We start from the raw sequence: 24,878 nt of genomic DNA, 5'->3' as shown, positions 1-24,878 counted from the left end.
CGCCTACTGGCTTGCGCAGGTGAAATTCGCCGCGACGTTCACGTCGCCCGAGCCGTTATAGCGCGCAAAGGTCGGATATTGGCACAGCGGCCGTGTGCGTCCGGGCACGCCCGCCGTATCGGCGACGATCTGCGCGGGCGGCACCACGCCGTTTTCGACCCAGTTTTCGAGCGTCGTCAGCGAATCCCACGAGGCGTTGAACACGGTGCTGAGCGCATGGCCATAGCCGGGAATCTCGTAGAAGCGCACGAAGTTCGCCACGGTGGACACGCCCATCGTCGCTTGCAGACGCTGATAGTACTGCTCGGTCGAACGCGTGCTGACGAGCGCGTCGGCCATGCCGTGCGCCATCAGGATCTTGCCGCCCTTCGCATTGAAGGCCGACAGATCCGTCTTGTTGACGTCCTGCAGGCCCGTCAGCTGACTGATGCGCGCCTGCAGACTGCCCGGATTCTGCGGATCGACGGCGAGCGAGTTGTAGTTCGGGTCGCGCGTGACGAAGTAGCGGATCCACTGGTCCCAAAACACGCTCAGATACGGCGCGGTCGTGGGCATCGGCGATGCGGGCTGTGACCTGCCGAGCGCGAGCGTGGTCACTGTCGGCTGCAACGCCGAAGGATTCGCGATGCCGAGATCGGCGCCGTACACGTTGAAGCCCGGATACTGCGTCTCGCCGCTCGCGAGCGTGTAGCCGAACGTGATCGGCGTGTTGTACACGTTCAGCGCCGCGATCTGCGCGTCGGACAGACAGGTGTCGCCGGTATCGGCGCCGCCCGCGCAACGCAGCGGCGTGCCGTTCAGCGTCGCCGTCGCGGGATTGAAGGTCGCGTTGCACGCGGCGACGTTGCTGATCAGACCGTCGGCAACGCCGTCGAGCGCGTCGCAACTCGCGAGCACCGTGTCGAGCAGCACCTTGCGCTTCGCCTGGTCGAGATAGGCACCCGGCGCCGCCAGTGCGCGCGTGATGCGGCCGAACTGCAGATCGAGGCTCGCGGCCGCCCATGCCGGATACAGCACGATCGAGCCGTCCCAATCCTGCGGCCAGCGTTGCACCACCGCCAGCGCCTCGCGTCCGCCCGACGAGCCGCCCGCGAAATACGCCCGCTTCGGCGCCTTCACCGCGTAGCGCGCGTCGATCAGATAGACGGCCGCGTCGCGGGTTTTCTTCAGTGCGTCGCCGTTGAAGTTCTGCATCGCTTCGTCGTTCACGCCGAACGACGCGTCCTCGCTGCCGAGCGCATTGGCCTCGTGTCCCGAGTCACTCGCGAACACCGCGTAGCCGCGGCCAAGCGGAGTCAGTTGCGCGGTCGGGCCGGCCGGCACGTTGCCTGTCGGCGCGGGAATCGTGCCGTCGTAGCCGCCGCCGCCGAACATCATGATCTTGCTGTTCCAGTTGGTCGGCATCGCGATCTGGAATTTGATTTGCGGCGCCGCGGGATCGACGGGACTGATCGCGCCGCTGACGAGGCAATACTCGCCGGTCGCTTGCGCGCCCGAGCCGGACGCGGGCATCACGGTCGCCGCGGTCACGGTCGCGCCGGTGGTCGGCAAACCGATTGCTGACGCCGGCACGTTCTTGCCGGTCAACTGCGCGCAGCCAAGCGGCGCGGCGGCGGTCGACTGAATGTTGTCACTGCCCCCACAGCCGCTCAACGATAGAACCGCGAGCAATGACGCGACGGAAATGACCGGAACAAAAGAGCAGGATGACGGAACGGCGCGCTGCATGGGCATGACTGTCTCCATCTTGGTTTGGAGGCGCGGTCGCACGAGTCGGCTTGATCTCGCACGCCGTGTCTGCGCTGGGGGATGTGAGGCGCGAAGGTATACGGCAATGCGGTGCATAGCAAACGGCGTGCCGCGAGCCGCCGGCGGCCACGGCATGCATTGCAGCCAGGCGGCCAGCACATTCTATCGTCGGTTGCGATCCGGAAAGCGCGTAAGAGTCGACTTTGCAATCGGCTTCGCTGCCGCGCTCGCTATAGCCTTCAACGCAGATCCGCACGAAGATCGCGCACGCCTTTGCCGAGCCGTTGGCGCAATAGCGTGCGCAACGTGGCACCGTCGACATAGCCGACCTCGGCCGCAATCGCGTCGATGCCGAGGCCGCTGCCATGCAGCAGCGACTGTGCATACTCGACACGCAGGTCCTGAAAGTAAGCCAATGGCGATTTGCCGAGCACGTCCTGGCAACGACGCTGCAGCGTACGCGCGCTCGTCGCCAGTGCGGCCGCAGCATGCTGCAGCGAGAACCCTTCCTTCAGATGATCGCGCGCCCATCGCTCGAAACGCTGAATCAGCGGATCGGCCTGAGCCAGATGGTTCGGGATGATGTACGGCGCCTGCGATGAGCGCAGGTCGGCGAGCAGGTAGCGCGACACGAGCGTAGCCAGCTCGGGGCTCGCGCGGCGGATCAACCACAGCGCGAGATCGAGATGCCCCATCGCCGCGCCCGCAGTCACACCGACGTCCGATGGCACCAGCATGCGCGACTCGTCGAGCAACACGGCCGGATAGCGTTGCCGGAACAATGGACCCAGCCACCAGGTCGTGGTCGCTTCGCGATGATCGAGGAGTCCGGTTTCCGCGACGAGGAACGTGCCGATGCACGACGCGGCGATCAACGCGCCCTGTGCATGCCATGTCAGCATTTGCACCCTGGCGTCGCGCACGTCCGGCCGCTCGAGCGCGGGTACCAGTTGCTCCGGCGTACCGGTACTGAGCGCGGGAATGATCACCCAGTCCGGCTTCGGGTCCGCGGTGATCGCTTGCACGGGGATGGTCAGCCCCTGCCCTGAGCGAACCTTCTTGCGCACGCCGACGACCGACAGTTCGAAGTGCGGCCGCCCGCCCATCTTCGCGGCCGCGAACCGGTTGGCGAGCGAGAACGCGTCGAGCATGACGGTGAGACCGGTGTCGAACAGCCCCTGCAAGGCGAGCACGGCGATGCGCATGGCGTAAATGACCCTAAAGTTGTCATTTGCGACGATACAGCTTTTCCCGGCCGAGGGCTACAGTGAGCCCCGTTGTACATCGCAACCAACGTCGACTCAGGAGGTCACTGATGAAAGTTTTCGCCATCGCAACCGCACAACCGACCCTCACCCCGGACAAGCTCCAGCAGCACATGCCACACGAGGTGCCGGCCACGCTCCAGCTTTATCTCGACGGCAAGGTCGAGCAGTTCTGGTTCCGCGACAAGGCCGGACCGATTTTCCTGATGAACGTCGGGTCGGTCGACGAGGCCAAGGCAATACTCAACGCGTTGCCGCTCGTGGCTGACGGGCTGATGAAGTATGAATACCTGCCGGTGGGACCGCTTGCGCCGCTGGGGCGGCTGATTCAGAAGGGGTGAAGTCACGCTGGTGGGGAGCCGTGCCGCCAATGTGCCTGGCGGCACGTTTGAAGAAGCATTACTGCCCGACCTTCTCCGATTCGACGACCAGGTCCAGCACATAAGCGACCGACGGCCCATCGGCAGGCGGGTTCCTGACTGTGAAACGCTTCACGCGCACGACGTTACGGATGCCCGGCGTGTGCGTATAGCCTTCGATATCCTGATTCAACGGGTGCCACGGACCAGGCGTGCCGGTCGCCAGGCCCTGCTCGTCGAAGAAGCGATCGCGCACGAGCAGACATTGCGCGTTCGGCATCAACGGATGGTTGCACGGCACGGACTGCGCCGCCACTTCAAGGAACGCTATTTGACCGGGGCCGCCGTAGCGCATCTCGGCCGTGGGCACACCGGTAAAGCTCAGCGTGTCGCCGCTATCGGTGACCAGTTGCAGGCTCGGCGCGTTGTCCCGCGCGAGCAGGGTCACGTTGACGCTGCCGCGCACACGCTGCGAGATCGCATCGTCGAGTGCGGCAAGCTCGGCATCGTGGCAGGCCATCATCGTGCTGACCATCGGGCCGATCTGCAAATACCCCTTCCTGACGGTGTAACCCGCTCCCATGCTGTTGCAGCTATTGACGACGGTGATCCGGTACGGACTGAAGTCGAGCTGCACTGGCCTGTCTGGGCGCACGAACAGGGCATCGATGTGCGTGCCATTGCGATCGATCGCGGTGTTCAGTTGCCAGTGGTATCGGGTCAACAGATCGGTGCCGGTCGGCGACGCCGGGTTGGCGGCTGCCGTGGTTGCCGATGGCGCCGGCGCTGTCACTTCCGGTGCCTGTGCGCAGGCGGCGAGAACGAGCGGCAGCAATAGCATGCAGTATTTCACGTCGGCACCTCGCTGGGTTCAGTGGTCGTTCCGGGCGGTTGCTCGCGTCGTCGGGCCAAGGGACGCGAGAATCAGGTCGCATGCACGAAAACCGGAAGTGCCAGTGAAGGGTACCACCCGGCCGCATCAGGCCGGGTTTGCGCACCTGCTTCGTTCAGGCCGCGAGCATCGACTCGACGACCGACAGCATAACGCAGGTGGAAGGCGTAAAAACGTCGCTCGATGCTGATCGGATTCCTCGTTACGCGGCCGAACTGCGGCCAGTGCAGCAGGCTACGCCTGGGAAATGTCACGGCCGACGGAAGGACGGGCGTGACGCCGCTTCAGCCGAGGGCGCAACATCAGATAGAAGGCGGCAACATGCGTGATCGCCAGCGTCGGCACATAGATGATCGGAATCGCGTACAAGGCGCCCAGCTCGCCTGCATGCGCGGGCAGATCGGCCGCGGTTGCGTGGTAGTAGTCGATGATCAGGTCGGCCATACCAACAAGATTGAAAGCGACGACGAACGACCAGAAAAGCGGACGTATCCGGGCCGTCAGCAACGCCAGCATCGCCAGCACCCCCGTGGCGAAATCCCCATAGGCGGCGAACACGGCGAAGCTCGCGGACAGTTGCGGACTGACGACACCAGGCAACAGAAAGGCGAGCCCGAAGAAGCGGAAGCTGTGCAACGTGGCGATCGCGCGTTGCGCGTCGAACGGAGCCATCGACTTGAGCTTCGGCCACACGTAGGTGCCGAAGCACAGCAGCCAGGCGAGATAGCCCAAAACGAGGTGCAACTGGAACAGAAGCCGCGATGACATGGTGCCTCCTTGTCAAGTGTTGGACGCGCAGGTGTTAGGTGTACCATCGTCTCGCGCGGGTGACTATTCCTCACAATGTTGACAGGCTATGAAGCAGAACTTCACAGTCAGGCAGGGCGCGCTCGACGGCGTCGAAGTCTTCCTCAGCGTTGCCGAGCATCGCAGTTTTCGCGGGGCCGCCGCGCAACTGGGCGTGACGCCGTCGGCCGTCAGTCAGGCGGTGCGTGTGCTTGAAGCCCGCCTCGGTGCGACGCTCTTCATCCGCACCACGCGCAGCGTCGGCTTGACCGAAGCCGGCCAGCGCTTTCTCGCTCGGGCCAAGCCCGCCTTCGAGGAACTCGTCGCCGCCAGCGAGGTGGCGCGCGGACTCGGCGAGCGACCGTCCGGCCTGTTGCGTCTTTCCGTGCCGCGTGCAGTCGTGCCGATCCTGCTGGAGCCGCTGATCGCGTCATTCTGCAAGGCCAATCCCGAGGTCGAGGTGGAAATAGCGGCCAGCAAGGAGCTGATCGATCTCGCGACGGAAGGCTTCGACGCCGGCATCCGGCTCGGTCAGTTCGTCGCCGCCGACATGGTCGCGGTGCCGCTCACGGCACCGTTCCGTTTTGTCGTCGTGGGAAGTCCTGCCTATTTCGCGGCGCGCGGCCGCCCCGAGCAAATGGACGATCTGCGCGAGCATGCATGCATTCGCTGGCGGCGCTCCAGCGGCGCGCTCGCGTTGTGGTCGTTCAACGACAACGGCCAGCCGATCGAGATCGCCGTCTCCGGTCCTTTCATCGCCAGCGATTTTCCGAGCGTGCTGGGCGCGGCGATCGAAGGCGTTGGCCTTGCCCAGCTACCCGAGCCGATGGCCGCCGAGGGGTTGCGAACGGGAAAGCTGGTGGACGTTCTGAAGGCGTACGCGCCGATGGTCCCGGGCGTGTTTCTCTACTATCCGAGCCGCCGCCAGATCATGCCGAAGCTGCGTGCGTTCATCGATCATGTGAAGAGCCGCGCGACGCGCTCGATGCCTGGCGACAGTTGACGAAGGGCGGATTCAACCGGTCGATGCAATAGTTCGATGGAACCGTTCAGCCGGCGTTTCGTAATCCAACGTCTTCCTTCGACGCTCGTTCAGCCTTCGAGCCACGGCGTCGCGTTTGTCCTGAGCCCATCATCTGCAGCAGTTTCCCAGCTTCGATCTTTTGCAATTTCATGATTCTCCAGTGTTGCCCTGACGGCCTGTCAATGACCGGAGAGAGATCGGGTGAGCGCTCGATGAGCGCTGGCCGGAAAACGCCATCGGCGCTACGTGGTCGCAATCGCGCAAGCCGTGTGCGTGATTGGCCAGGTGCGGATTTTATGCCGATGGTGCTTCGCTCTCATGCCGCGATTTTTTCATCGTCGCCGGATCGCGCACGATGGTGACCGCGCACGGCGCGTAGGCGAGCACCTGGCGGGCGACCGAACCGATCAGCCAGCGATCGAACGGCGTATGTCCGCGATGCCCCACCACGAGATGGTCGATAGCATGCCGCTCCGCGTACAGCACGATCTCCTTTGCCGGCGGGCCGACCACGAGATCGAACTCCACGGCCCCGATCGAAGCGGCGAGCTTCGCCTTGATGTCGTCGAGAATCTCGGTGGCATGGCGCACTTCCATATCGATCAGATTTTTTCGCTCAACTTCTATCGCACCCCAGTCCGGCGTGCGCGCGACGACGAGCACATGCAAGCGCGCGTCGAAACGCTTCGCGAGATCGACGGCGAAAGCAACGGCATATTGCGCGGACGCCGACCCGTCATAACCTACCAGCACGTTCTGCATGATTTGCTCCTGTGCGGTTCAAACTGGGCCGTGACGTTGTTGGACGAAATGCATCGAGCCATTTGCGTGAACCGCGAGCGCTCCCCGACTTCACGGCGTCGGCGCGAAAGCATGCGCGAACCACTCGCGAACCCGCCGCGTGGATTGTCATGCGGACGACGTCGGCACCTGCGGTGTTGAATCAGTTGTCGTCGCTTCTGGGCGGGAGGTGCTCGTGAGGCTCGGGCTCTGCCGCGTCGGCGTTAGGAAGGTCGTCTGGGGCCGGATTTTTCAGGCCCTTCGGATCGGGCTGGCGAGTCTTGCCGGCGGAAGTTTGCGCGGGGTCGAGAGAGGTGCCGGTCGGCTCAGCGGATGGATTGGAGGTCATGATGTGCTCCTGCGCTGATGAATACAGTTTCTACCATGATAGTTCACCTGGCCGATTTGAGTCATACGCGCTGTCACGCCGGCACTACTGTCACGCCGCCCGCTGTTTCCAGCCACGCTAACCACAGGATCGCCCCGCGCGCCTTTTGTTGCCGCTGGCGGTGCACGCAAGCGGGCCTACCGAGGAAAATTCCGCGTTCCGAATCACACCGAAAAAGCACGGGAAGAAACGCCCGGCGGCCTTCGTGAGGACGCGGGCGGGAGTCGTAGGTTGATGGAATCATTGCACATAGCCTACTGCGGGCCGGCGCCCTGCTTGAAAGCACCGCACGGCAACTGCCAGTCAATGGGCAACATGGGGATCGACTCGGGGTAGTCCGATGACAGCGCCAAATGGGCCACCGTCTCGTCGTACTCGTAAGCCTTACCCTCGTTGGCCAACTGATGCACCGTCCGGCACACGCGCCCGATGATTGGCGCAGTTCGGCTCAGTTCCAGCCGTTCGACACGGACATTCAAAATCGTTTAAAACATAGTCAGACATGACTCTTTCTCGTCACTCACCCTGACGGGTGCCCTTGCGATAGTCAAAAGGACTACTGCCGGTCCAATGTTTAAATGCGCGGCAGAAACCGGTGGCGTAGGAAAAGCCAAGATCGAACGCCAGCACTGCCACGCTCGAGTTCGAGTTCGAGTTTGTCAGCCGATGGACAGCAATATCCCTTCGCAGTCCGTCTTTCACGAGCTGGAAGACTGGACATTCAGCGCATTTCATCACGGTTCCATCGTGGCTAAAACGCGCGACTATCTTGAACAGAATATTGCGCAGCCGGTAACCATACAGGATCTTGCACAGGCATTGCACACATCTGTACGCACGTTCAACCGTAGATTCGCAGAGGAAGGAACGCACCCGAGTGCCCCCGCGCACCAGACTAGCGATAGTTGACGAAGTTGATGATGTCGTTGAGGAACCACGGCAGAATAAGTTGCGTGTCGGAATAGCTGGTGCCGACAGTGAGTCTCGGTGGTCTTGACGTGGAGTCAGCGGACGGTGCGCCGTCTGGAACGTGCAGGATGTAGGCGTTCGTATCGACCGCCGGCTGATTGTTCGCCGGAGTCGATGTGCAGCCGGTAGCGAGAACGACGAGAACTGCTGCCAAGCAACGAGACTTCATGAGCGGGTGAACTCCGGCGACGTTTTCTACATTATGGCTGAACTGACTTGAATACCGGCAACCAACTGAACCTCATCGCAAAGTCAACACCGTTACGCCCAATGCCATCCGATGTGCGCCCGCCGCCGACGATCGTCCCAGGGCTGGTGGCCGAACAGATGTACCCGGACGAGCTACGCAATGGACCGAACCGCCTGAGTGCGCGACTAGGGCTCGCGCAGGTGGTCGGAAGAAAACAGAAGCACGCACTTGAACAGCGTTATGGTTTTCGCCGCCTTGATGTAATCACCCGGTGGGAGCAGCAATCGCAGGGCTTATCTGGACCGCAGAGCCACGGCGAAGGAACGTGATAGCCGGATTGCCGGCGCGAATTCGCTAGACTGACGCGGATGTCGCCGGCCGGCCAATTTGAGACGATCGCCCGGCAGCCCTGAATGTCCGCTTGCAAGTTTGCTACGGCCCGACGCGATACCACATCGAACGTCACGTCGCGCAAATTTCTCAAAGCTGGTCAGCCGGCATATCCGGAGTGCGATGTCACGGAGCCGGACCGCCGCCTGGTGCCACCCGCGAAATCGCGTCGAGAAGATCTTTGGCTACAAACGGCTTGATCAGCAATTCCTGGCCGCCAGCGCACGCGACGGCGCTGCGCGTTTCTGGATTGTCGTGCGAGGTGTTGAACACGGCTGGAGGACGACGATAACCGAGCTGCTCGTAGAAACGGGGCCCTGAAATACCGGGCAGTTGAACGTCCAGCACAAGGCAGTATGGTACGCGCATGCAGTTCGCGTGGGAGTATGCCTCAGCGCTGCCGAACAACAGGATGTCGAAGCCCGACACGCGCAACAGGCGCTGCAATGCCCGACCCATGCCGGCGTCGTCTTCGACGATCACGATCAACTGTCTGGTATGGTTCATTGCCCGCCAAGGTCTCGTGCCTCAAGTTTCGTGTGAGCCAAGGTCCGGCGCTATCAGGGCATGGGGCAATCCGGTTGCCCTTTGGGGCAAGCCGGGTTCAGGTCGAGGCGTGTGCGCGAACAATTGGCTCAGCCAGTATCACCAGATCGGCGAACGAATTGGCGTGCAGCTTGCGCATGAGGTCGGCCCGGCACGATTTGATGGTTCGTTCGCTCACAGCCAGTTCCGCGGCGATCTGCTTGTTAAGGCGACCAGCGACAATGCCGCGCAGTACCACAAGCTCGCGCGCGTTCAGATGGTGTGCGTCGGCCAGTTTGCCTGGCTCGGCCGGAGAAGGAACAACGACTGCGGCCGCGAGCGCATTGTCTATCGCGGCGAAGAGAGTCTGCGCCTCGATTGGCTTGACGAGAAAGTCGCATGCACCTGCCTTGATCGCCATCACCGTTCTGGGAATATCACGGTGCGCGCTGATGAAGACGATGGGCATCTGCCTGCCCAGCCGTTGCAGCGCGTGCTGCAAGTCGAGGCCGCCCGGGCCGGGCAGCTCCAGGTCCAGCAGCAGGCAGCCTCGCGACGGGTCAAGGTCTGCGACGAGAAATTCCCCGGCGCTCGGATAGCCCTTTACTGTGTATCCTGCCTGAGTCAGCAGTCGCGTCAAAGCGGTGCGCATGGCGGGATCATCGTCAACGACATGGATGACCGTTGCGGCGTGATCAATCACGGTTGTCCCCCTTGCGGCATCGGCCGAGCCTTCAAGGCGGCCTTTTCAGTCGATGTATCGAACTCTGCCCGAAGCGGCGAGAGCGTGTGTCCCGCGACGGACGGCAGCCACACGGTGAAAACACTACCGCCGCCATCTCGAGGCGCGCCCCAGACCCGTCCACCGTGCGTTGAGACGATGGTGCGCACAATCGAAAGTCCAAGTCCCATGCCCTGCGGTTTGGTCGTGAACAGCGAGTCAAAGAGCCGTTCTGTGGCATCTGCCGGAATGCCGTGCCCACGGTCGGCGACGATCAGCTCGTAGCCTTTTCCCGCCACCCGGGTCGAGATGGAGACAATGCGCTCCGCGACGGGCGTGGCCTCCATCGCGTCCATTGCATTAATGACGAGATTGACCAGTACCTGCTGAAGTTGCACGCGGTCGCCTAGCACGCAGGCGTCTTGCGCCGCTAGATTCGACTCGACGGCGATGCGTCTGCGTCGCGCGTCGAGACAGAGCAAGGCCAGCCCTTCGTCGAACGCCGAATTGAGGTCGAGTGGGACCAGGTCGAGTGTATGCTCTTGCAGGAGCGCCCGAAGTCGCTGCACCACCTGGTTTGCGCGAAGCGCATCCCGACGTATGTCCGCAAGGATAGAGTGAAGTTCGTCCTCCTCGGGCTCGTCTTCGAGCATCATGCCGGCCGCGTCCGCATTGCTGAGAATCGCGCCAAGCGGCTGGCCGATTTCATGTGCGACAGATGCGCTCAGTTCACCCGCTGAAGCGAGCCGTGCCGCGCGAGCCAGTTCGTCGGATCGCAGCGTTGCTTCATCCTCGGCGATGCGGCGGCGCTTGCGCTGCCAGAGCAAAGCCGCAATGGTCAGCGCCTGCAGCAAAACAACTGCAGCCGCGCCGAGCACGATTCCCCGATACCCCCGCCAGAGCGAAGGGCGCACGTTGATCAACTCACAACCATCGGGCAGTCCGGTCGCGTGTAGCCCGAATCTCTCGATCATCCCGAGGTCCGCAATGCAGTGAGACATGCTGGCCGATGAGACGGCACCTTGGCGGGGCGCCTTGCCGAGCAGAATCGATGCGGCGAGCGCACCGGTATTACGGCCATTGGCATCGAAGCTGACCACCGAACCCGCCATCATCCCGTGACCGATATAGGTGGGATACCAGCCATATATCGGGGCGCCAGAGACCTTTGCCATCGGCTCGACGACCTCGTAGGGAAAAAAGGTCCGACCGGCGCGATCGCGATACATCGCCGTATAGAGGACGGCCGCGTCACGGTCGAGCGCGGCAAGGCGCTGCTGCAGTTCGGGGACGGCCAGGCCGCTCCACACATCGACGGTCCACTGGCGTGACATGCGCGCACGCGCCGTATCCGCAGCGCGCTGCGCGAACCGGAGGTCCAGTTTCGCCGAGCCGGACACTATGACGGGACGCCGTGCGCCCGGTTGAAGAGTCTCCGCTAGCGCGAGAGTCCCATCGACATCGAAATCCGTCGGCACGTAGGCGAAGGCCGCAGGAATGTCTTTTTTCCGGCTTTCCGCGACACTGGAGATCACGACCGGTACGCCCGGCCAGATCTCGTCGTGGTAGCGCTTCGTAAAGTCGAGTGCAAAGTCTGCTAACCCGATCACTACGTCGACCTCTTTATGTTCGTATTTCCTCTTCAGAAGCGCCAGAAAGCTCGGCATCAATTCGGCGTTGTCGTATCGTAAAATCGTCAAGTGAGTCTGTGTAAAACTCCACACCGCCCGGAGCGGCAGCGGCAATCGAATGGCGTATCGCGCGAATCTGCTCCTGGGCCGCCGGCTGGGTTGGGTCCGCGCCTGGCAGAATGACCACCCGCCAGGTGTGTTCCGCATTAGCGCACGTGCAGAAACCGAGCATGACCAGAAACACGCAACGCATAATGCGAGCCTGCGCGAAGGCTCGCCGCGCGCGGGCTGCCGCAACGATCGTCGGGGCGCGTTCCTCTTTCATGGCTCTGACAGGACTTGTGCGTCATGCTAACTATGCCAGAGCCTTTTACCATCCGAACAGCTTTTATCAGTTGTTTGTCCGCTAAGGACTACTTTCCCTTGATATGCAAAGCAGATCATCTATTTGCAGACCGCATAAATCCACATACGCTGTTGGCAGCGCAGTGCAGCATTCGCGCGATAGGCTATATAGTCCGACGAAGTGGCCAACGGCATCACGGCTTGTGCAAGGATTGCGCGCTGCTAATCAGGTTTTGCGGGATCACACGGATGATGCCGTTGCGAGGGCTATCGATGTCCGCAATCAGCATGAACGAGAGCGACACGGTCAGCGGCATGATCAGCAAGAAGCGGTTTTTGCCGGTCGAATTCTTCACTCCGTAACCCACCAGCACATTGGCAAACACGCCAATCAGCAGCATCATGATCCAGGCGGCCAAGGGAATCCGGTTGAGCCATGCCGCCTGTGTGTAACCTTGCGTGTTGATCACGTCGTTCATGCCCGCCACCGCGAGGGCAACCACCGGGCTGGGCTGGGTAACAGCGCCGCTTCTGGCCGAAGACCACAACCGGCGTTGCAGATCCGCAGTGGCAGCATCGATCTGCGCGACGCGCTGCGCGTCGCGAGTCTGGTAGTACTCGATTCGCAAGTCGAGATACTGGGCGAGGTCCGCGCGGATTGCGGCGGCTGCACTCTGCGGCAAAAGATCCGCGCGGATAAATTCCGTCCCGATGGCGTTGGCTTCTTCCTCTTCGTAATTCTTTCGCTGGTCGTAGCGGCCTACCGCCATGGACAGACTGAAACCGACGACCAGCGCTAGCAGCGTCAGCGTGGCGGACTGCACAATCCTGAAGTCGTCGAGCGAGTCTTCGTCGAGCGTAATTCTCCTACGTAGGACCGAGTTTCCGAACTGGGCGGCCAGCGCCATCAGTGCGAAGGAAGCGACCAGCAGAATGAGGGGATGTCTGATGAGTTGCTGCATGCATTGCTCCCGGTGAATCCACTCGCCCGGCGCGTCGCAGCCACGATGCGAGATTACGGTATTTTATTATGCATCACTCACTAGCGACCAGCTATTCAGGGGGTGCAGGGAGGGGGCCAAAGAAAATGGTCTTGAGCCTGTGGTGGCCGATCACTCGCGCCACTTCGCCGATCGCGCAGTACATAAGAATCAGTGTCGCAAGCAGAATCTGGATTGCCCAGAAACGCGCCCAGCTTATATGGGCGATCAGCGCACGATTGGCGACGATCAGGTTCGGGGCTTCCTTCCAGTACTCATATAGTCGTTCCAGATAGTGGACGATGGGCGCGACGATCGCATACCTCAAGGTCTTCCACGACACATTCCAGATTAGCGGCTTATCGGGGAAACGGTTGATAAACGGTAGCATATCGGCGAAGAGAACCGATTTCCCTGGTATTAGCGAGGCGACCAGCACGGACGTCGTCGTGGGAATCGACAAGCCGGTGCCTCGGCAGTCTCAAGAGTCAAGTGCAACGTTTAGCTAATCCAGCTTTCTCTAACTCTTTAGCCATTGCTTCCTCGGGGGAGTCCCAGCCGAGCGTCTGGCGAGGCCGCCCGTTGAGCAATTTGGCGATGTCATTGAGTTGGGTCTGCGAGAGCGTCGAAAGGTCTGTGCCCTTTGGCAGAAACTGACGCAGCAAGCCGTTGGTGTTCTCATTGCTGCCGCGCTGCCAGGGCGCATGCGGATCAGCAAACCAGATATCGATATTGAGCCGCCTGGAGAGTTCGACATGGCAGGCCATTTCCGTTCCCCGATCGTAGGTCAGGCTCTCGCGAAGAAAGGCCGGCAACTTCTTCATTTGCCGCGAGAAGCCTTCCAGCGCATCCTTGGCCGTACAGCCATCCATGCGGCACAGAATCACGGCGCGTCTTGCGTTCGACCAGCGTGCCCACGGCGGAACGATTAAACGCACCCTTGATGAAGTCGCCCTCCCAGTGCCCTGGCAACAGCCGTTGCTCGATCTGCTCGGGGCGATATTGGATGCGCAAATCCTCGGGAACATAGCTGCCGCCAGCAAGCGTCGTGCGCCGATTCCCGCGCGCCGGTTTTTCCTGGCGCAAGGCTGCGATCATGGCCGGTTTCAGCGAGCCACGTGCATAGGTGTAAATGGCAGCGTAGACCGTCTCGTGGCTGACGTGCTGACTTGGGTCGTCTGGATACATGGCCCGCAGTTTGGCAGCGATTTGCTGCGGCGACCAGCGCCAGTAGACCAGGTGATCATGCACATGCCGATAAAGCGCGCTGCCTTCGATCAACTTGCGCGGCCGTACGCAGCGCCGACGACGCAGCCGATAGGCCGAGGCCGCCTGCGTCGCACAGTAGCGCGGCGCGTCCACGCTGCAATTACGCGCCAGCTCGCGCGACACCGTCGAAGCGCTGCGCCCCAGCAGCCCCGCAATAGTTCTTATGCTGCCGCCCTTTTGATGTTCGATCATGATCGCCGCGCGTTCTTCCGCACTCAAATGCTTGTAGTTCTTCTTCATCGCAACACCCTACCTCATTCAAGGTGTTGCACTTGGAACTAGAGACTAAGCTTTTACCGTAAGTGACCGACGCCGGTCAGTGCTTTGCCCATGAAGCATCCATAGCCGCCAGTTTCCCGTTCGCGCCCTGCCCAGGGTCAGCGAGAAGCGCTGCCGCGTCTCCCGGTGTCAGGCGGCGGTTAGGAAGCCGCTTGGCGTCAAGCGCAAGCACGGTGAACAGTTCCTGATCGGTGCGATTGGTCGCGTGGTAGTTCTCGCCGATCTGGATCATGAACTCCAGCAGGTTGCGGCGTTCGTGTCTTTCCTCGACAGTCACAGCAGGACTTCTAGCGGAGCCTGAATTGCGCGAGAAGGCCAATAATCGTAGCTGGTCGATCAGCGTTCCGGGCCACAGACAGTCAACGCGATTCGGCTTTATTCGCGTTCTGCTCGACAATGAGTTGCGGAGCGAATAGTTGGCCGACCTCGGTCCAATACCGGCACCGAACCGCGCCCGCAATCACAACTCCAGCACCGTCACCCCCACTTCCATCCGATGCGCGCCGCCGCCGAGAATCGTCCCGCGCAGTAACGACACGTCGCTGTAATCGCGCCCGATCGCGAGCGTCACATGATCCAGATCGGCGAGCACGTCATTGGTCGGATCGAGATCGATCCAGCCGCTGGCCGGACAATGCACCGATACCCAAGCGTGCGAAGCATCCGCGCCAATCAGGCGCGGGTGTCCCGGCGGCGGATCGTTGCGCAGATAGCCGCTGACGTAGCGGGCGGGCAAGCCAAGCGAGCGCAGACAGCCGATCATCACCTGCGCGAAATCCTGACACACGCCGCTCTTCAGCTCAAACGCGCGTTCGGCCGGCGTATCGAACAGCGTCGCCGACGGCTTGTACGCGAAGTCCTCGTGAATCCGATGCATCAGATCGATCGCGCCCGCGACGAGCGGCCGGCCGGGCGTGAAGCTCGGCAACGCATAGGCGCGCAGCGTCGGCCGCAGCGCAATATTCGGCGAAGCGAAGCAGTACTCCGCCTCGGCACGGAACGCGCCGCCCACGCGAAAGCGCAGCGCCTCGGCCACCGTCTCCCAGGGCGGGGTCGCCTCGGCGTCGAGGTTGGTCCAGCGCGGCGTCAGCGCGACCGTGGTTTCGCTGACGAGTTGCAGGCGCTCGTGCGGTGTATCGAGCGCGAAGTACAGCACGTCGTTGCCGAATGCGTCGATGCGGCTATGCTGATACGACGGCTGCGGCTCGATCCGCTCGCTGCGTGAGATCACACGCTGCCACGGACACGCGAGCGGCCGGATCGTCGCCAGATGCTGCGCGGTGTCGACATACGTCGAGTAATGGTAAACAGTGCGATGCGAAACAGACAGCACCGTCGACGCGTTCTTCATGCCCACACCTGCGAGGCGACCGTGGTCGCGTGACTGAAATAGCGCGCGCTGATCTCATGCGCGGCCGCATTGGCGAAGCTGCCGATCTGATCGCACAGCGCAATCAGCTTGCCATACGAGCCCTGTTCGTCGACCTCGCACAGCGATTCGAGCGTCGGCAGCGATTCGACGGGCGGCAGCAGCTCCGCGAACGGCCGATGCCGCACGCTGCCCGCCGCGATGGTGATCTCGTCGAGCTTGTTGCGCAGGCGCTCGTACACGCCATAAATGCCGCGCGGATTATGCGGTTCGATCACGAGCAGATCGAGCAGCGCCGGTACTTCGAAACGCCCCGGATACAGCGAGCGATACGTGAGCGTGCTGTCGAACATTTGCAGCAGCAGATCGAAGCCGGCCGGCGTAGCGAGCTGGCCGTTCACGGCGACGCCGCGCATGAACGCGGCCATCGTCGCGACGCGTTCGATATGACGCCCGACGAACAGTAGCCGCCACGCCTCATCGCGCGTCATGCGGTCGCCCTGCGCGCCGCTGATCGCCGATAGTTGCACCGACAGATGCTCGAGCGCATTTGCCAGCGTCACGCGGTCGTAGCGATCGAACGCATTGCCGCTGCTCGTGGCACCCGCGCCGCCGTTGCCCGCGCCCACGGCTGGCGACAACACCTGCAACGCGTCCTGAAAGTCGTTGCGCGCCGCGAGGATCATGCGCCAATGATCATTCGACAAACGCCCGCGCACCTCGCCATTCGCGCGCGCCTGGCAATTGAGGTTCTGGCTGATGCTGACACTGCCCGCGCTCTCGCCGAGATTCGCAACGAGCGCGCGCTCGAACGTCTGCGGCGACGGCAGCCCGTGCGGCGACGCGAGGTCGCCAGGCTGCACGAGGCCGCACCATGTCGCGAGTTCGACCAGCGTCGCGAACATCGAATCGGCGTCGTTGCCTTCGAGCGAGCCGAGAATCAGCCGCAGCAGACGCACGTTGTTTTCCGCCCGCTCGCCGTAACGGCCCGCCCAGAACAGGTTCTCCGCGGCACGGCTCGATACCGTACGATGCTTGCGCGTGAGATCGGCGGGCTGCATCGGCGAAGGCAGCAGCGTGAACGTCGAGCTTGGCTGGCTCGACAGCACCCAGGTATCGACGCTGCTGCCGCCGTGCTGCATCGATACCGTGGTCTGACGCTCCGCGGCCATGCGCGTGAAACCGCCCGGCATCACGTGCCAGCCGCCGTTGACGTCGGCAATCGCATAGACGCGCAGCACCGACGGCCTTCCGCCGATCGTGCCCTCCTCGAAGCGCGGCGTGCAGGAAAAGCGCTGCTCCTGCTGGATCGTGAACGCGTCGGGCACCGCGTCGATGCGCTCGCGCCATGCCGCGAGCGGCTGCCTGCCCCCTTCGATGCCGGGCGGGGCGTCGCGTCCCGTGAGCGGCCAGGTCGGCACGATGAACGCGTCGTCGAGATGCGCGAACGCATGCTCGCGCGCGGCCCGTTCGCCGCACCACCAGGTCGGCACGCCGGGCAGCAGCAGCTCTTCGCCGAGCAACGCTTCGGCGATACCCGGCATGAAACCGTGCAACGCCGGCGACTCGGCGAACCCCGAGCCCGGCACGTTCGACACGATCACATTGCCCGCGCGCATCACCTGCAACAGCCCCGGCACGCCGATCGTCGAATCGGCGCGCAGTTCGATCGGGTCGCAGAATGCGTCGTCGAGACGGCGCAGCACGACGTGCACGCGTTCGAGGCCGGCCAGGGTCTTCAGATAGAGCCGGTCGCCGCGCACGGTCAGATCCTTGCCTTCGACCAGCGTGACGCCGAGATAGCGCGCCAGAAACACATGCTCGAAATAGGTTTCGCTGTACGGCCCAGGCGTGAGCAGCGCGATATGCGGTGACGCGTCAGCGCTTTCCTCGTTGCGCATCGTCGCTTGCGCGGCCTGCACGAGCGTCGCGATCAGTTGCGAATAGAGCGGCGCGAGCCGGCTCACGCGCAGCGAGCGGAACGGCTCCGCGAGGAGCGTCGAGACGATCAGGCGGTTTTCGAGCGCGTAGCCGAGACCGGACGGCGCCTCGGTGCGATGCGCGATCACGCTCCACTCGCCGCCCGGCGTGCGCGCGAGATCGAGCGCGACGACCTGCAGATACTGACCGCCGGGCGGCGCGAAGCCCTTCACCGAACGCAGATAGCCCGGATGGCCGAACACCAGCGCGGGCGGCAGTCGGCCATCTTCGAGCAGCGTCCGCGGTCCGTAGATGTCGGCAACGATCGCGTTGAGCAGATGCGCGCGCTGCGCGACGCCGCGCTCGAGGTGTGCCCACTCGGCCTCGCTGATCAGGAACGGCAGGAGGTCGAGCGCCCATGGCCGTGACTTGCCGTTGTCCGCGTAGACGTTGTAGCTGATGTCGTTGTCGCGGATCTGCTGCGCGATCGACGCGTGATGGTCCGCGAGCCGCGCCACGCCGTCTTCGTCGAGCAGTGCGAAGAACTGCCGCCACGGCTCGCGCAGCGCGCCCGACTCGTCACGCAGTTCGTCCCAATGTCCGTCATGACCCGGCAGCAATCGCAACAGGGACGAAGCGTCCGCCGGCAGCGCGGACGCCTCGAAGGGCAAAGTCGATTGAAAGGCCAAGGTCGTGTGATGTCAGTGATGCGTGTTTTTCAACTGTGGCGCAGATCGAGTGTGAACGGAAACTCGAGGCTGCGCTGCGGCGTGCCCACGGCGAGCGGCCCCGGCGTATGACCCGACGCGAAGAAACGCGAGCGTCGCCGGCTTTCCGCCTCGTAGGCGTTGACCGGGAAGGTCTGATAGGTGCGCCCGCCCGGATGAGCGACATGATACTGGCATCCGCCGAGCGAGCGGCCGCTCCATGTGTCGACGAGGTCGAACGTGAGCGGCGCGTGTACGCCGATCGTCGGATGCAGCGCCGACGACTGCGACCACGCGCGAAAACGCACGCCGGCCACGTACTCGCTGACGCGGCCGGTCGGCTGCAAAGGCACCGGCACGCCGTTGACGCTCAGCACGTAACGATTGCCGTTCAACCCGAGCGCGCGCACCTCGAGCCGCTCGACCGACGAATCGACATAGCGCACCGTGCCGCCGCTGGCGCCCTCCTCGCCCATCACGTGCCATGGTTCGAGCGCATTGCGGATCGTCAGGTCGATGCCGCTCAGCGTCATCTCGCCGACGAGCGGGAAGCGGAATTCGAAGTGCGGCGCGAACCACGCGCTATCGAAGGCGAAGCCGGCTTCGCCGAGCTCGGCGAGCACGTCGTCGAAATCCATCTTCACGAAGGTGCCGAGCAGGAAGCGATCGTGCAACTCGGTGCCCCAGCGGGTGAGCCGCTGCGTGTACGGCATGCGCCAGAATCGCGCGACCAGTGCGCGCAGCAGCAGTTGCTGCACGAGACTCATGCGCGCGTGCGGCGGCATCTCGAAGCCGCGCAGCTCCAGCAGGCCGAGGCGGCCGGTCGGGCCGTCGGGCGAATACAGCTTGTCGATGCAGAACTCGGCGCGGTGCGTGTTGCCGGTCACGTCGATCAGGATGTTGCGCAGCGCGCGGTCGATCATCCACGGCGGCGGGTTGCCGCTGTCGCGGCCGCCGAGCAGATCGACCTGGCGTTGCAGTTCGGAGAACGCGATCTCGAGTTCGTAGACCTGATCGTTGCGCGCTTCGTCGACGCGCGGTGCCTGGCTCGTCGGTCCGATGAACAGCCCCGAGAACAGATACGACAGCGACGGATGGTTGTGCCAGTACGCGATCAGGCTCGCGAGCAGATCGGGCCGGCGCAGGAACGGGCTGTCGGCGGGCGTCGCGCCGCCGAGCACGAAGTGATTGCCGCCGCCGGTGCCAGTGTGGCGCCCGTCGAGCATGAACTTCTCGCTGCTCAGATAGCTGTGCGCGGCCGACTGATAAAGGTACTCGGTGTGATCGACGAGCTCGTCCCAGTTCGCGGCCGGATGAATGTTGACTTCGATCACGCCGGGGTCCGGTGTCACCTGCAGCACTTTCAGACGCGGATCGCGCGGCGGCGGATAGCCTTCGAGCACGATCTGCATCTTCAGCTCCGCGGCCGTGGCTTCGACTGCGGCGAGCAGGTCGAGATAGTCGTCGAGATCGGTCAGCGGCGGCATGAATACGTGCAGCAGCGTACGGCCGCTGCCGAACGAATCGGCTTCGGCTTCCGGGCCGGCCGCGCGTTTCGGGTCGCGCACCTCGACGCACAGCGCGGTACGCAGCGTGTCCTTCGACGATTCGCCAAGCGCGGGCGGCGATTCGTCATGGCGCTGCGGCGCATACGCGAGCACGCCGCCGTGCGGCATGCCGCTCAGCAGATCGGCCGCCGGCAGCGACAGCGCGGCCGCCTGCCGCGCGCCGGTCTGTTCCTCGATGATCTGCCGGCCCTCGCGCCCGCCTTCGTACTGCACGCGCAACTGCACGGCCGTGCGCAGCGGCTGCGGCGGTGCGAACGGATCGTGCGCGTGCTGATACGGATAGTCGGTCTTCGACACCCACGGCAGCGATTCGAGCGGCAGCCGGTAGCCCATCGGCGAATCGCCGGGAATCAGATACATGCGGTCGTCGCGGAAGAACCAGCGGCCCGTGATCCACGTCGGCGCGATGCCCGGCGCGCCGCGCTCGCGGCCGATCGGCAGCACGTAGCCCGCCGGGCTCGCGAGCCCCGCGTCGAACACGCGCCGCAGTCGCACGCGTTCGAGCTCGTCGTCGAGCCGCGCGTCGAACGGATCGACGTTCACCGGCAGGCGACGCTCACGCCACAGGTAGTACCAGGTGTCCTCGTAGCCGGGCTGGATGCAGTCCGTGTCGAGCGACAGCTTCGCGGCCAGATGCGCGATGAAGCGTTGCGCGTCGGCGGCCGTGTAGCGGCCCGGCTCGCGTTCGTCGGCGAACAGGGCCGGGTTGTGCCAGCACGGCTCGCCGTCGGCGCGCCAGTACAGCGACATCGCCCAGCGCGGCAGTTGCTCGCCCGGATACCACTTGCCCTGGCCGGTATGCAGAAAGCCATTCGCGCCGTAGCGCTCGCGCAGCCGGTCCACTAGCGCGACCGCGTAGCCGCGCTTGGTGGGTCCAAGCGCGTCGGTGTTCCATTCGGCGGCGTCGCGATCGCGCACCGATACGAAGGTCGGCTCGCCGCCCATCGTCAGTCGCACGTCCATGTCGGCGAGTTCGTAGTCGACCCGCGCGCCCATCTTCAGCACGTCGTGCCACGCGGCTTCGCTATACGGCTTCGTGACGCGCGGCGACTCGAGCACGCGTTCGATCGACATCGTGTGTCCGAACTCGACCTCGCTTTCGTCGACCGCACCCGAGATCGGCGCCGCGCTGCCCGGCTCCGGCGTGCACGCGACCGGTATGTGCCCTTCCCCCGCGAGCAGCCCCGAGGTCGGATCGAGCCCGATCCAGCCCGCCCCTGGCAGGTAGACCTCGCACCAGGCGTGCAGGTCGGTGAAGTCGACCTCGGTGCCGCTCGGGCCGTCGATCGATCTGACGTCGGGCGCGAGCTGCAGCAGATAGCCCGACACGAAGCGCGCCGCGAAGCCGAGCTGCCGCAGCGTCTCGACGAGCAGCCAGCCCGAATCGCGGCACGAGCCCGCCGCATTGGTCAAGGTTTCCTCCGGCGTCTGCACGCCCGGCTCCATCCGGATCAGGTAGCGGATCTCGCGTTGCAGCCGCTGGTTCAGCGCCACCAGGAAGTTCGCGGTGCCGGCCGGCGTGCGGTCGATGCTCGCGACGAACTCGGCGAAGCGCGGCGTCATCGGCCGCTTCACGCGGTAGGGCGCGAGTTCGACCGCCAGCTCCGGCGCGTAGTCGAATGGAAATTGCTCGGCCGATGGTTCGAGAAAGAAGTCGAACGGGTTGTAGACGGCCATTTCGGCGACCAGATCGACGCTCACCTTGAACTCACGGGTCTGCTCGGGAAACACGAGCCGCGCCTGATAGTTGGCGAACGCGTCCTGCTGCCAGTTGATGAAGTGCCTCGCGGGTTCGACGCGCATCGAGTACGACAGGATCGGCGTACGACAATGCGGCGCGGGCCGCAGCCGCACGACCTGGGGTGACAGCGTGACCAGCCTGTCGTAGCGGTAATGAGTAACGTGATGCAACGCGACGCGTATGGACACTCCGGACTCCTCGACGAAGGGGGGCAGCCCGCCAAAAAAGCAAGCTCTATGCCGTTGCTGGACAAACCCGTATGAATCGTTTGGTGTTGTCTGAACTGCCTTTGCGTTGCGTACCTCGCGCCCTGCCGCGGGCTCGCCTCGGACCGTGCACCAAAGCGGCGCAGCGCCGATGCACGATCATGACCGTAATGTGCGTTAAAGCGGTGACGTCTGGCAATCGCGGCATGAAGATTGCGACCGCCTTTCGTCCGCTATCGCGTTGATGATGCCGCTTACCATGGCTCATCATCGCAAACGACATAGCACCGATCACGAGGCCCGCCCGATGAAAACCTTCCACTGCAATCGCTGCGCGCACCTCGTGTTCTACGAGAACGTCCGCTGCGAGCGCTGCGAGTCGCTGCTCGGCTATCTGCCTGAACTGCGGGAAATCAGCGCGTTCGGGGACGCCGGCGACGGCCGCTGGCGCAGCCTGCATCCCGAGGCGAATGGCGCGCTGTTCCGACAATGCCACAACTACGCGGTCGAGAACGTCTGCAACTGGATGATCCCAGCCGATTCGCCCGACACGCTGTGCCACGCCTGCCAGTTGACCAGCACGATTCCGAACCTGAGCGAACCGGAAAACCGGCTCTACTGGTACCGCCTCGAAGTCGCGAAGCGGCGTCTGCTGTACACGCTGGGCGAGCTTGGCCTCGACGTGCGATCGCGCGACGCGGACCCCGAGCGCGGTCTCGCCTTCGAGTTTCTCGCCGACGGCGGCGCCGGCAAGCCCGTGATGACCGGTCACGACAACGGGCTGATCACGCTGAACATCGCCGAGGCCGACGACGCGCATCGCGAGAAAGTGCGCACCGCGATGGGCGAGCCGTACCGCACGCTGCTCGGCCATTTCCGCCACGAGACGGGCCACTACTTTTTCCGCCACCTGATCGAAACCGAGCCGCGCTGGCTCGAACCGTTTCGCAAGCTGTTCGGCGACGAGCAGGCCGACTACGGCGAAGCGCTGGACGCCTACTATCGCGACGGCGCGCCGGCCGACTGGCAGGCGTCGTACATCAGCGCTTACGCGACGATGCATCCGTGGGAAGACTGGGCGGAGACATGGGCGCACTATCTGCTGATCGTCGACGTGCTCGACACGTCGACGTCTTACGGCCTCGCGCTGCTGCCCGACGATCCGAGCGAGCCGACGCTGACCGACCGCACGCCGGTCGAGGACGCGAGCTTCGGCAATCTGATGAAGCGCTGGTTTCCGCTCACCTATGCGCTGAACAGTCTGAATCGCAGTCTCGGCATGCCCGACGGCTATCCGTTCACGCTCGCCGCGCCGGTGGTCGACAAGCTGCGCTTTGTGCATCGCGTGATCGCGGCAGCGGGTGACAAGCGCGACAAGCGGGGCGACCGCGAGCCAACCAGCGCATAAAAAAGCCCGCCGCCGGACCAGCCGGCAGCGGGCGCATACGACGCGCATCATCGAGCCGCGAGCTACACGCGCTCGGTTCGCCACTTCAATACGCGACTTCAGTACGCGACTTCAGTACGCCACATAAGGCCCCGTCCCACCCGGCGTCGACTGCTGCTCGATCGCCGCATAGACATTGCGACCGTAGAAGAACGGCAGCCCCCAGTCGAACACCGTCGACGTGACGAATGCCGGGCCGGCGAGCAGCGGCAATGCCGAGTCGCCGCTATAAGTCTGCGCGATCGACATCGCATTGCCGACGTTGAACGTCACCGCGCTCGTCGTGCCATTCACGCCTTCGATCATCGCGCTCAACTGCTGCGTCGAGCTCGGGCAGTAATAAGCGCCGTTCGGGCTCGCGCAGGCCGGCATCAAGGTGGTCTGGAAGAAGAGTCCCGTCGAGCCGCTGTCTATAATGCTGCGCGTATACGTGGTGCCGTTCTGCACCGTCGTGAACGTGCCGTTCGACGGGTTCACACCGACCACCTGCGCCCCGCCGAGCGCATTGTTGCTCTGCGTGCCGATGCCGAACACGAGTTGCCCCGACACCGATGGCGCGCCGCCCGACACGGTCGGCAGACTGAGCATCGAGCCGTTGTTGTCGGTCGCGAAGTACGGCACCGGATTGGCGACCTGGTACGTCTGCGCGAGCGGTATCGACGTGCAACTGGTGCCGCTGCAACCATAGTAGGTCGCGGGGATCGCCTGCTGCACGCAGTTCGCGCCGCAGTCGTGCTTGAACACGCCGATGCCGAGAATGCCGTTCGCCTGCAAGGCGGCCGGCGTGTTGCGCGCCGCGCCGACGGCCGCGCAATCACCCGGCAGCGACGCGTAGCCCGGATCGATCAGCTGGATCGGCAGCGCAGCGGCTTTTTCGCCGGCGATCTGCACATCGGCGAGCTTCACCGCGCCCCACGTGTAGCCGTCGAAGAACTGCATGCATTCGGCAACCAGGTTGCCCGAGCCGTCCTTCTGCTGCGGCAGGCTCATCGACGCGGGCAATTGCGACGCGAACACGCGCACGCCCCACGAGCCGGTATCGACGAGCACGTGATCGATCGTCTGGCAGTTGCTGGTGCCGGGCGCGCAGATCGTGATGCTGACGAACGGCATGTTCGGCACGTTGCTGACGCCCGAGTCGACCGTCACGCGCACCGCGTTGGCGGCCAGCACCTGCGGCGACGGCGACGTGTTGGTCACGGTCGAACCCGACGAGCTGGTCGAACTGCCCGAACCGTTCGAGTTGCTGGAGGTGCTCGAATTGGCCGTGGTGCTCGCGCTGCCGCCCCCGCCGCCGCCGCACGCGCTCACCACCAGCGCCAGAACCACGAGGGGCGCCGCGCCCAGCAGAGTCATCCACGAAGACCTGGATCGCATG

The 24,878-nt window shown here is 63.8% G+C and carries 22 protein-coding genes and 1 pseudogene; 4 read left to right on the top strand and 19 right to left on the bottom strand.

Going from position 1 to position 24,878, the window contains the following annotated elements; genetic code table 11:
* Positions 1-3: 3 nt before the first annotated feature.
* Both HDG37_RS10145 and HDG37_RS10140 read right to left on the bottom strand, forming a co-directional pair.
* The gene (locus tag HDG37_RS10145) at positions 4-1,728 is read right to left on the bottom strand and encodes a tannase/feruloyl esterase family alpha/beta hydrolase (protein ID WP_184046742.1); all 1,725 of its coding nucleotides are present in this window, start codon (positions 1,726-1,728) and stop codon (positions 4-6) included.
* Between the two features lie 260 nt (positions 1,729-1,988).
* Positions 1,989-2,954: a GlxA family transcriptional regulator gene (locus HDG37_RS10140; protein ID WP_184046595.1), complete on the bottom strand. Its 966-nt coding sequence runs from the start codon at positions 2,952-2,954 to the stop codon at positions 1,989-1,991.
* A gap of 110 nt (positions 2,955-3,064) precedes the next feature.
* On the opposite strand from HDG37_RS10140, the gene HDG37_RS10135 reads away from it, so the two are divergent.
* Positions 3,065-3,355, top strand: a complete 291-nt coding sequence (locus tag HDG37_RS10135; protein ID WP_184025141.1) for a hypothetical protein — start codon at positions 3,065-3,067, stop codon at positions 3,353-3,355.
* A gap of 58 nt (positions 3,356-3,413) precedes the next feature.
* On the opposite strand, the gene HDG37_RS10130 is transcribed toward HDG37_RS10135, so the two are convergent.
* Entirely contained in the window at positions 3,414-4,226 is an 813-nt protein-coding gene (locus tag HDG37_RS10130; RefSeq protein ID WP_311541207.1) for a DUF4377 domain-containing protein, read from the bottom strand.
* Positions 4,227-4,499: 273 nt separating this feature from the next.
* Entirely contained in the window at positions 4,500-5,033 is a 534-nt protein-coding gene (locus HDG37_RS10125) for a hypothetical protein (RefSeq protein ID WP_090807165.1), read from the bottom strand.
* Positions 5,034-5,121: 88 nt separating this feature from the next.
* On the opposite strand from HDG37_RS10125, the gene HDG37_RS10120 reads away from it, so the two are divergent.
* Positions 5,122-6,054: a LysR family transcriptional regulator gene (locus HDG37_RS10120; protein ID WP_184046594.1), complete on the top strand. Its 933-nt coding sequence runs from the start codon at positions 5,122-5,124 to the stop codon at positions 6,052-6,054.
* A gap of 315 nt (positions 6,055-6,369) precedes the next feature.
* Here the strand turns inward: HDG37_RS10120 and HDG37_RS10115 are convergent, their stop codons facing one another.
* The 4 genes from HDG37_RS10115 to HDG37_RS10100 all read right to left on the bottom strand — a co-directional run bounded on the left by HDG37_RS10115 (position 6,370) and on the right by HDG37_RS10100 (position 8,366).
* Positions 6,370-6,837: a universal stress protein gene (locus HDG37_RS10115; RefSeq protein WP_184046592.1), complete on the bottom strand. Its 468-nt coding sequence runs from the start codon at positions 6,835-6,837 to the stop codon at positions 6,370-6,372.
* A 181-nt stretch (positions 6,838-7,018) separates the two neighbouring features.
* The gene (locus HDG37_RS10110; RefSeq protein ID WP_184025126.1) at positions 7,019-7,204 is read right to left on the bottom strand and encodes a hypothetical protein; all 186 of its coding nucleotides are present in this window, start codon (positions 7,202-7,204) and stop codon (positions 7,019-7,021) included.
* 555 nt (positions 7,205-7,759) lie between these two features.
* Positions 7,760-7,978 (bottom strand): AraC family transcriptional regulator, encoded by a 219-nt coding sequence (locus HDG37_RS10105; protein ID WP_260333729.1) that lies wholly within the window; start codon positions 7,976-7,978, stop codon positions 7,760-7,762.
* Positions 7,979-8,138: 160 nt separating this feature from the next.
* The gene (locus tag HDG37_RS10100; protein ID WP_260333721.1) at positions 8,139-8,366 is read right to left on the bottom strand and encodes a hypothetical protein; all 228 of its coding nucleotides are present in this window, start codon (positions 8,364-8,366) and stop codon (positions 8,139-8,141) included.
* 62 nt (positions 8,367-8,428) lie between these two features.
* On the opposite strand from HDG37_RS10100, the gene HDG37_RS10095 reads away from it, so the two are divergent.
* Positions 8,429-8,731: a hypothetical protein gene (locus HDG37_RS10095; RefSeq protein WP_184046588.1), complete on the top strand. Its 303-nt coding sequence runs from the start codon at positions 8,429-8,431 to the stop codon at positions 8,729-8,731.
* A gap of 187 nt (positions 8,732-8,918) precedes the next feature.
* Here HDG37_RS10095 and HDG37_RS10090 read toward each other — a convergent pair whose 3' ends face one another.
* From HDG37_RS10090 to HDG37_RS10045, 10 genes and pseudogenes are all read right to left on the bottom strand, one after another.
* Positions 8,919-9,275, bottom strand: a complete 357-nt coding sequence (locus tag HDG37_RS10090) for a response regulator (RefSeq protein ID WP_311541209.1) — start codon at positions 9,273-9,275, stop codon at positions 8,919-8,921.
* A gap of 121 nt (positions 9,276-9,396) precedes the next feature.
* The gene (locus HDG37_RS40015; RefSeq protein ID WP_184046584.1) at positions 9,397-10,020 is read right to left on the bottom strand and encodes a response regulator transcription factor; all 624 of its coding nucleotides are present in this window, start codon (positions 10,018-10,020) and stop codon (positions 9,397-9,399) included.
* On the bottom strand, positions 10,017-11,738 hold the full coding sequence (locus HDG37_RS10080; RefSeq protein WP_184046582.1) for an ATP-binding protein: 1,722 nt from the start codon (positions 11,736-11,738) through the stop codon (positions 10,017-10,019). The genes HDG37_RS40015 and HDG37_RS10080 overlap by 4 nt, the downstream gene beginning before the upstream one ends.
* A 470-nt stretch (positions 11,739-12,208) precedes the next feature.
* Positions 12,209-12,976: a hypothetical protein gene (locus HDG37_RS10075; RefSeq protein ID WP_184046580.1), complete on the bottom strand. Its 768-nt coding sequence runs from the start codon at positions 12,974-12,976 to the stop codon at positions 12,209-12,211.
* A 91-nt stretch (positions 12,977-13,067) separates the two neighbouring features.
* Positions 13,068-13,457, bottom strand: a complete 390-nt coding sequence (locus tag HDG37_RS10070; RefSeq protein ID WP_184046578.1) for a hypothetical protein — start codon at positions 13,455-13,457, stop codon at positions 13,068-13,070.
* 25 nt (positions 13,458-13,482) lie between these two features.
* Positions 13,483-14,503, bottom strand: a pseudogene (locus tag HDG37_RS10065) (IS30 family transposase).
* Positions 14,504-14,579: 76 nt separating this feature from the next.
* Positions 14,580-14,819, bottom strand: a complete 240-nt coding sequence (locus HDG37_RS10060) for a hypothetical protein (RefSeq protein ID WP_184046576.1) — start codon at positions 14,817-14,819, stop codon at positions 14,580-14,582.
* A gap of 183 nt (positions 14,820-15,002) precedes the next feature.
* Positions 15,003-15,893 carry a transglutaminase family protein gene (locus tag HDG37_RS10055; protein WP_184046574.1) on the bottom strand — a complete coding sequence of 297 codons (891 nt, stop codon included), beginning with the start codon at positions 15,891-15,893 and terminating at the stop codon, positions 15,003-15,005.
* A complete protein-coding gene (locus HDG37_RS10050) occupies positions 15,890-18,520 on the bottom strand; it encodes a circularly permuted type 2 ATP-grasp protein (RefSeq protein WP_184046572.1) in 2,631 nt (876 codons plus the stop codon). Before HDG37_RS10050 ends, HDG37_RS10055 begins: the two co-directional genes overlap by 4 nt.
* Before the next feature lie 29 nt (positions 18,521-18,549).
* Positions 18,550-22,035 carry a DUF2126 domain-containing protein gene (locus HDG37_RS10045; protein WP_184046570.1) on the bottom strand — a complete coding sequence of 1,162 codons (3,486 nt, stop codon included), beginning with the start codon at positions 22,033-22,035 and terminating at the stop codon, positions 18,550-18,552.
* Between the two features lie 325 nt (positions 22,036-22,360).
* Here HDG37_RS10045 and HDG37_RS10040 point away from each other — a divergent pair, with 325 nt between their 5' ends.
* Positions 22,361-23,461 (top strand): putative zinc-binding metallopeptidase, encoded by a 1,101-nt coding sequence (locus HDG37_RS10040; RefSeq protein WP_184046568.1) that lies wholly within the window; start codon positions 22,361-22,363, stop codon positions 23,459-23,461.
* A 111-nt stretch (positions 23,462-23,572) separates the two neighbouring features.
* Here HDG37_RS10040 and HDG37_RS10035 read toward each other — a convergent pair whose 3' ends face one another.
* Positions 23,573-24,856 (bottom strand): DUF3443 domain-containing protein, encoded by a 1,284-nt coding sequence (locus tag HDG37_RS10035; protein WP_409260050.1) that lies wholly within the window; start codon positions 24,854-24,856, stop codon positions 23,573-23,575.
* Positions 24,857-24,878 lie beyond the last annotated feature (22 nt).

This window comes from Paraburkholderia sp. MM5384-R2 (assembly GCF_014201025.1).
GTDB lineage: Bacteria > Pseudomonadota > Gammaproteobacteria > Burkholderiales > Burkholderiaceae > Paraburkholderia > Paraburkholderia tuberum.
The sequence above is the reverse complement of the archived record's forward strand: the minus strand, read 5'-3'. Positions and strand labels throughout refer to the sequence as shown.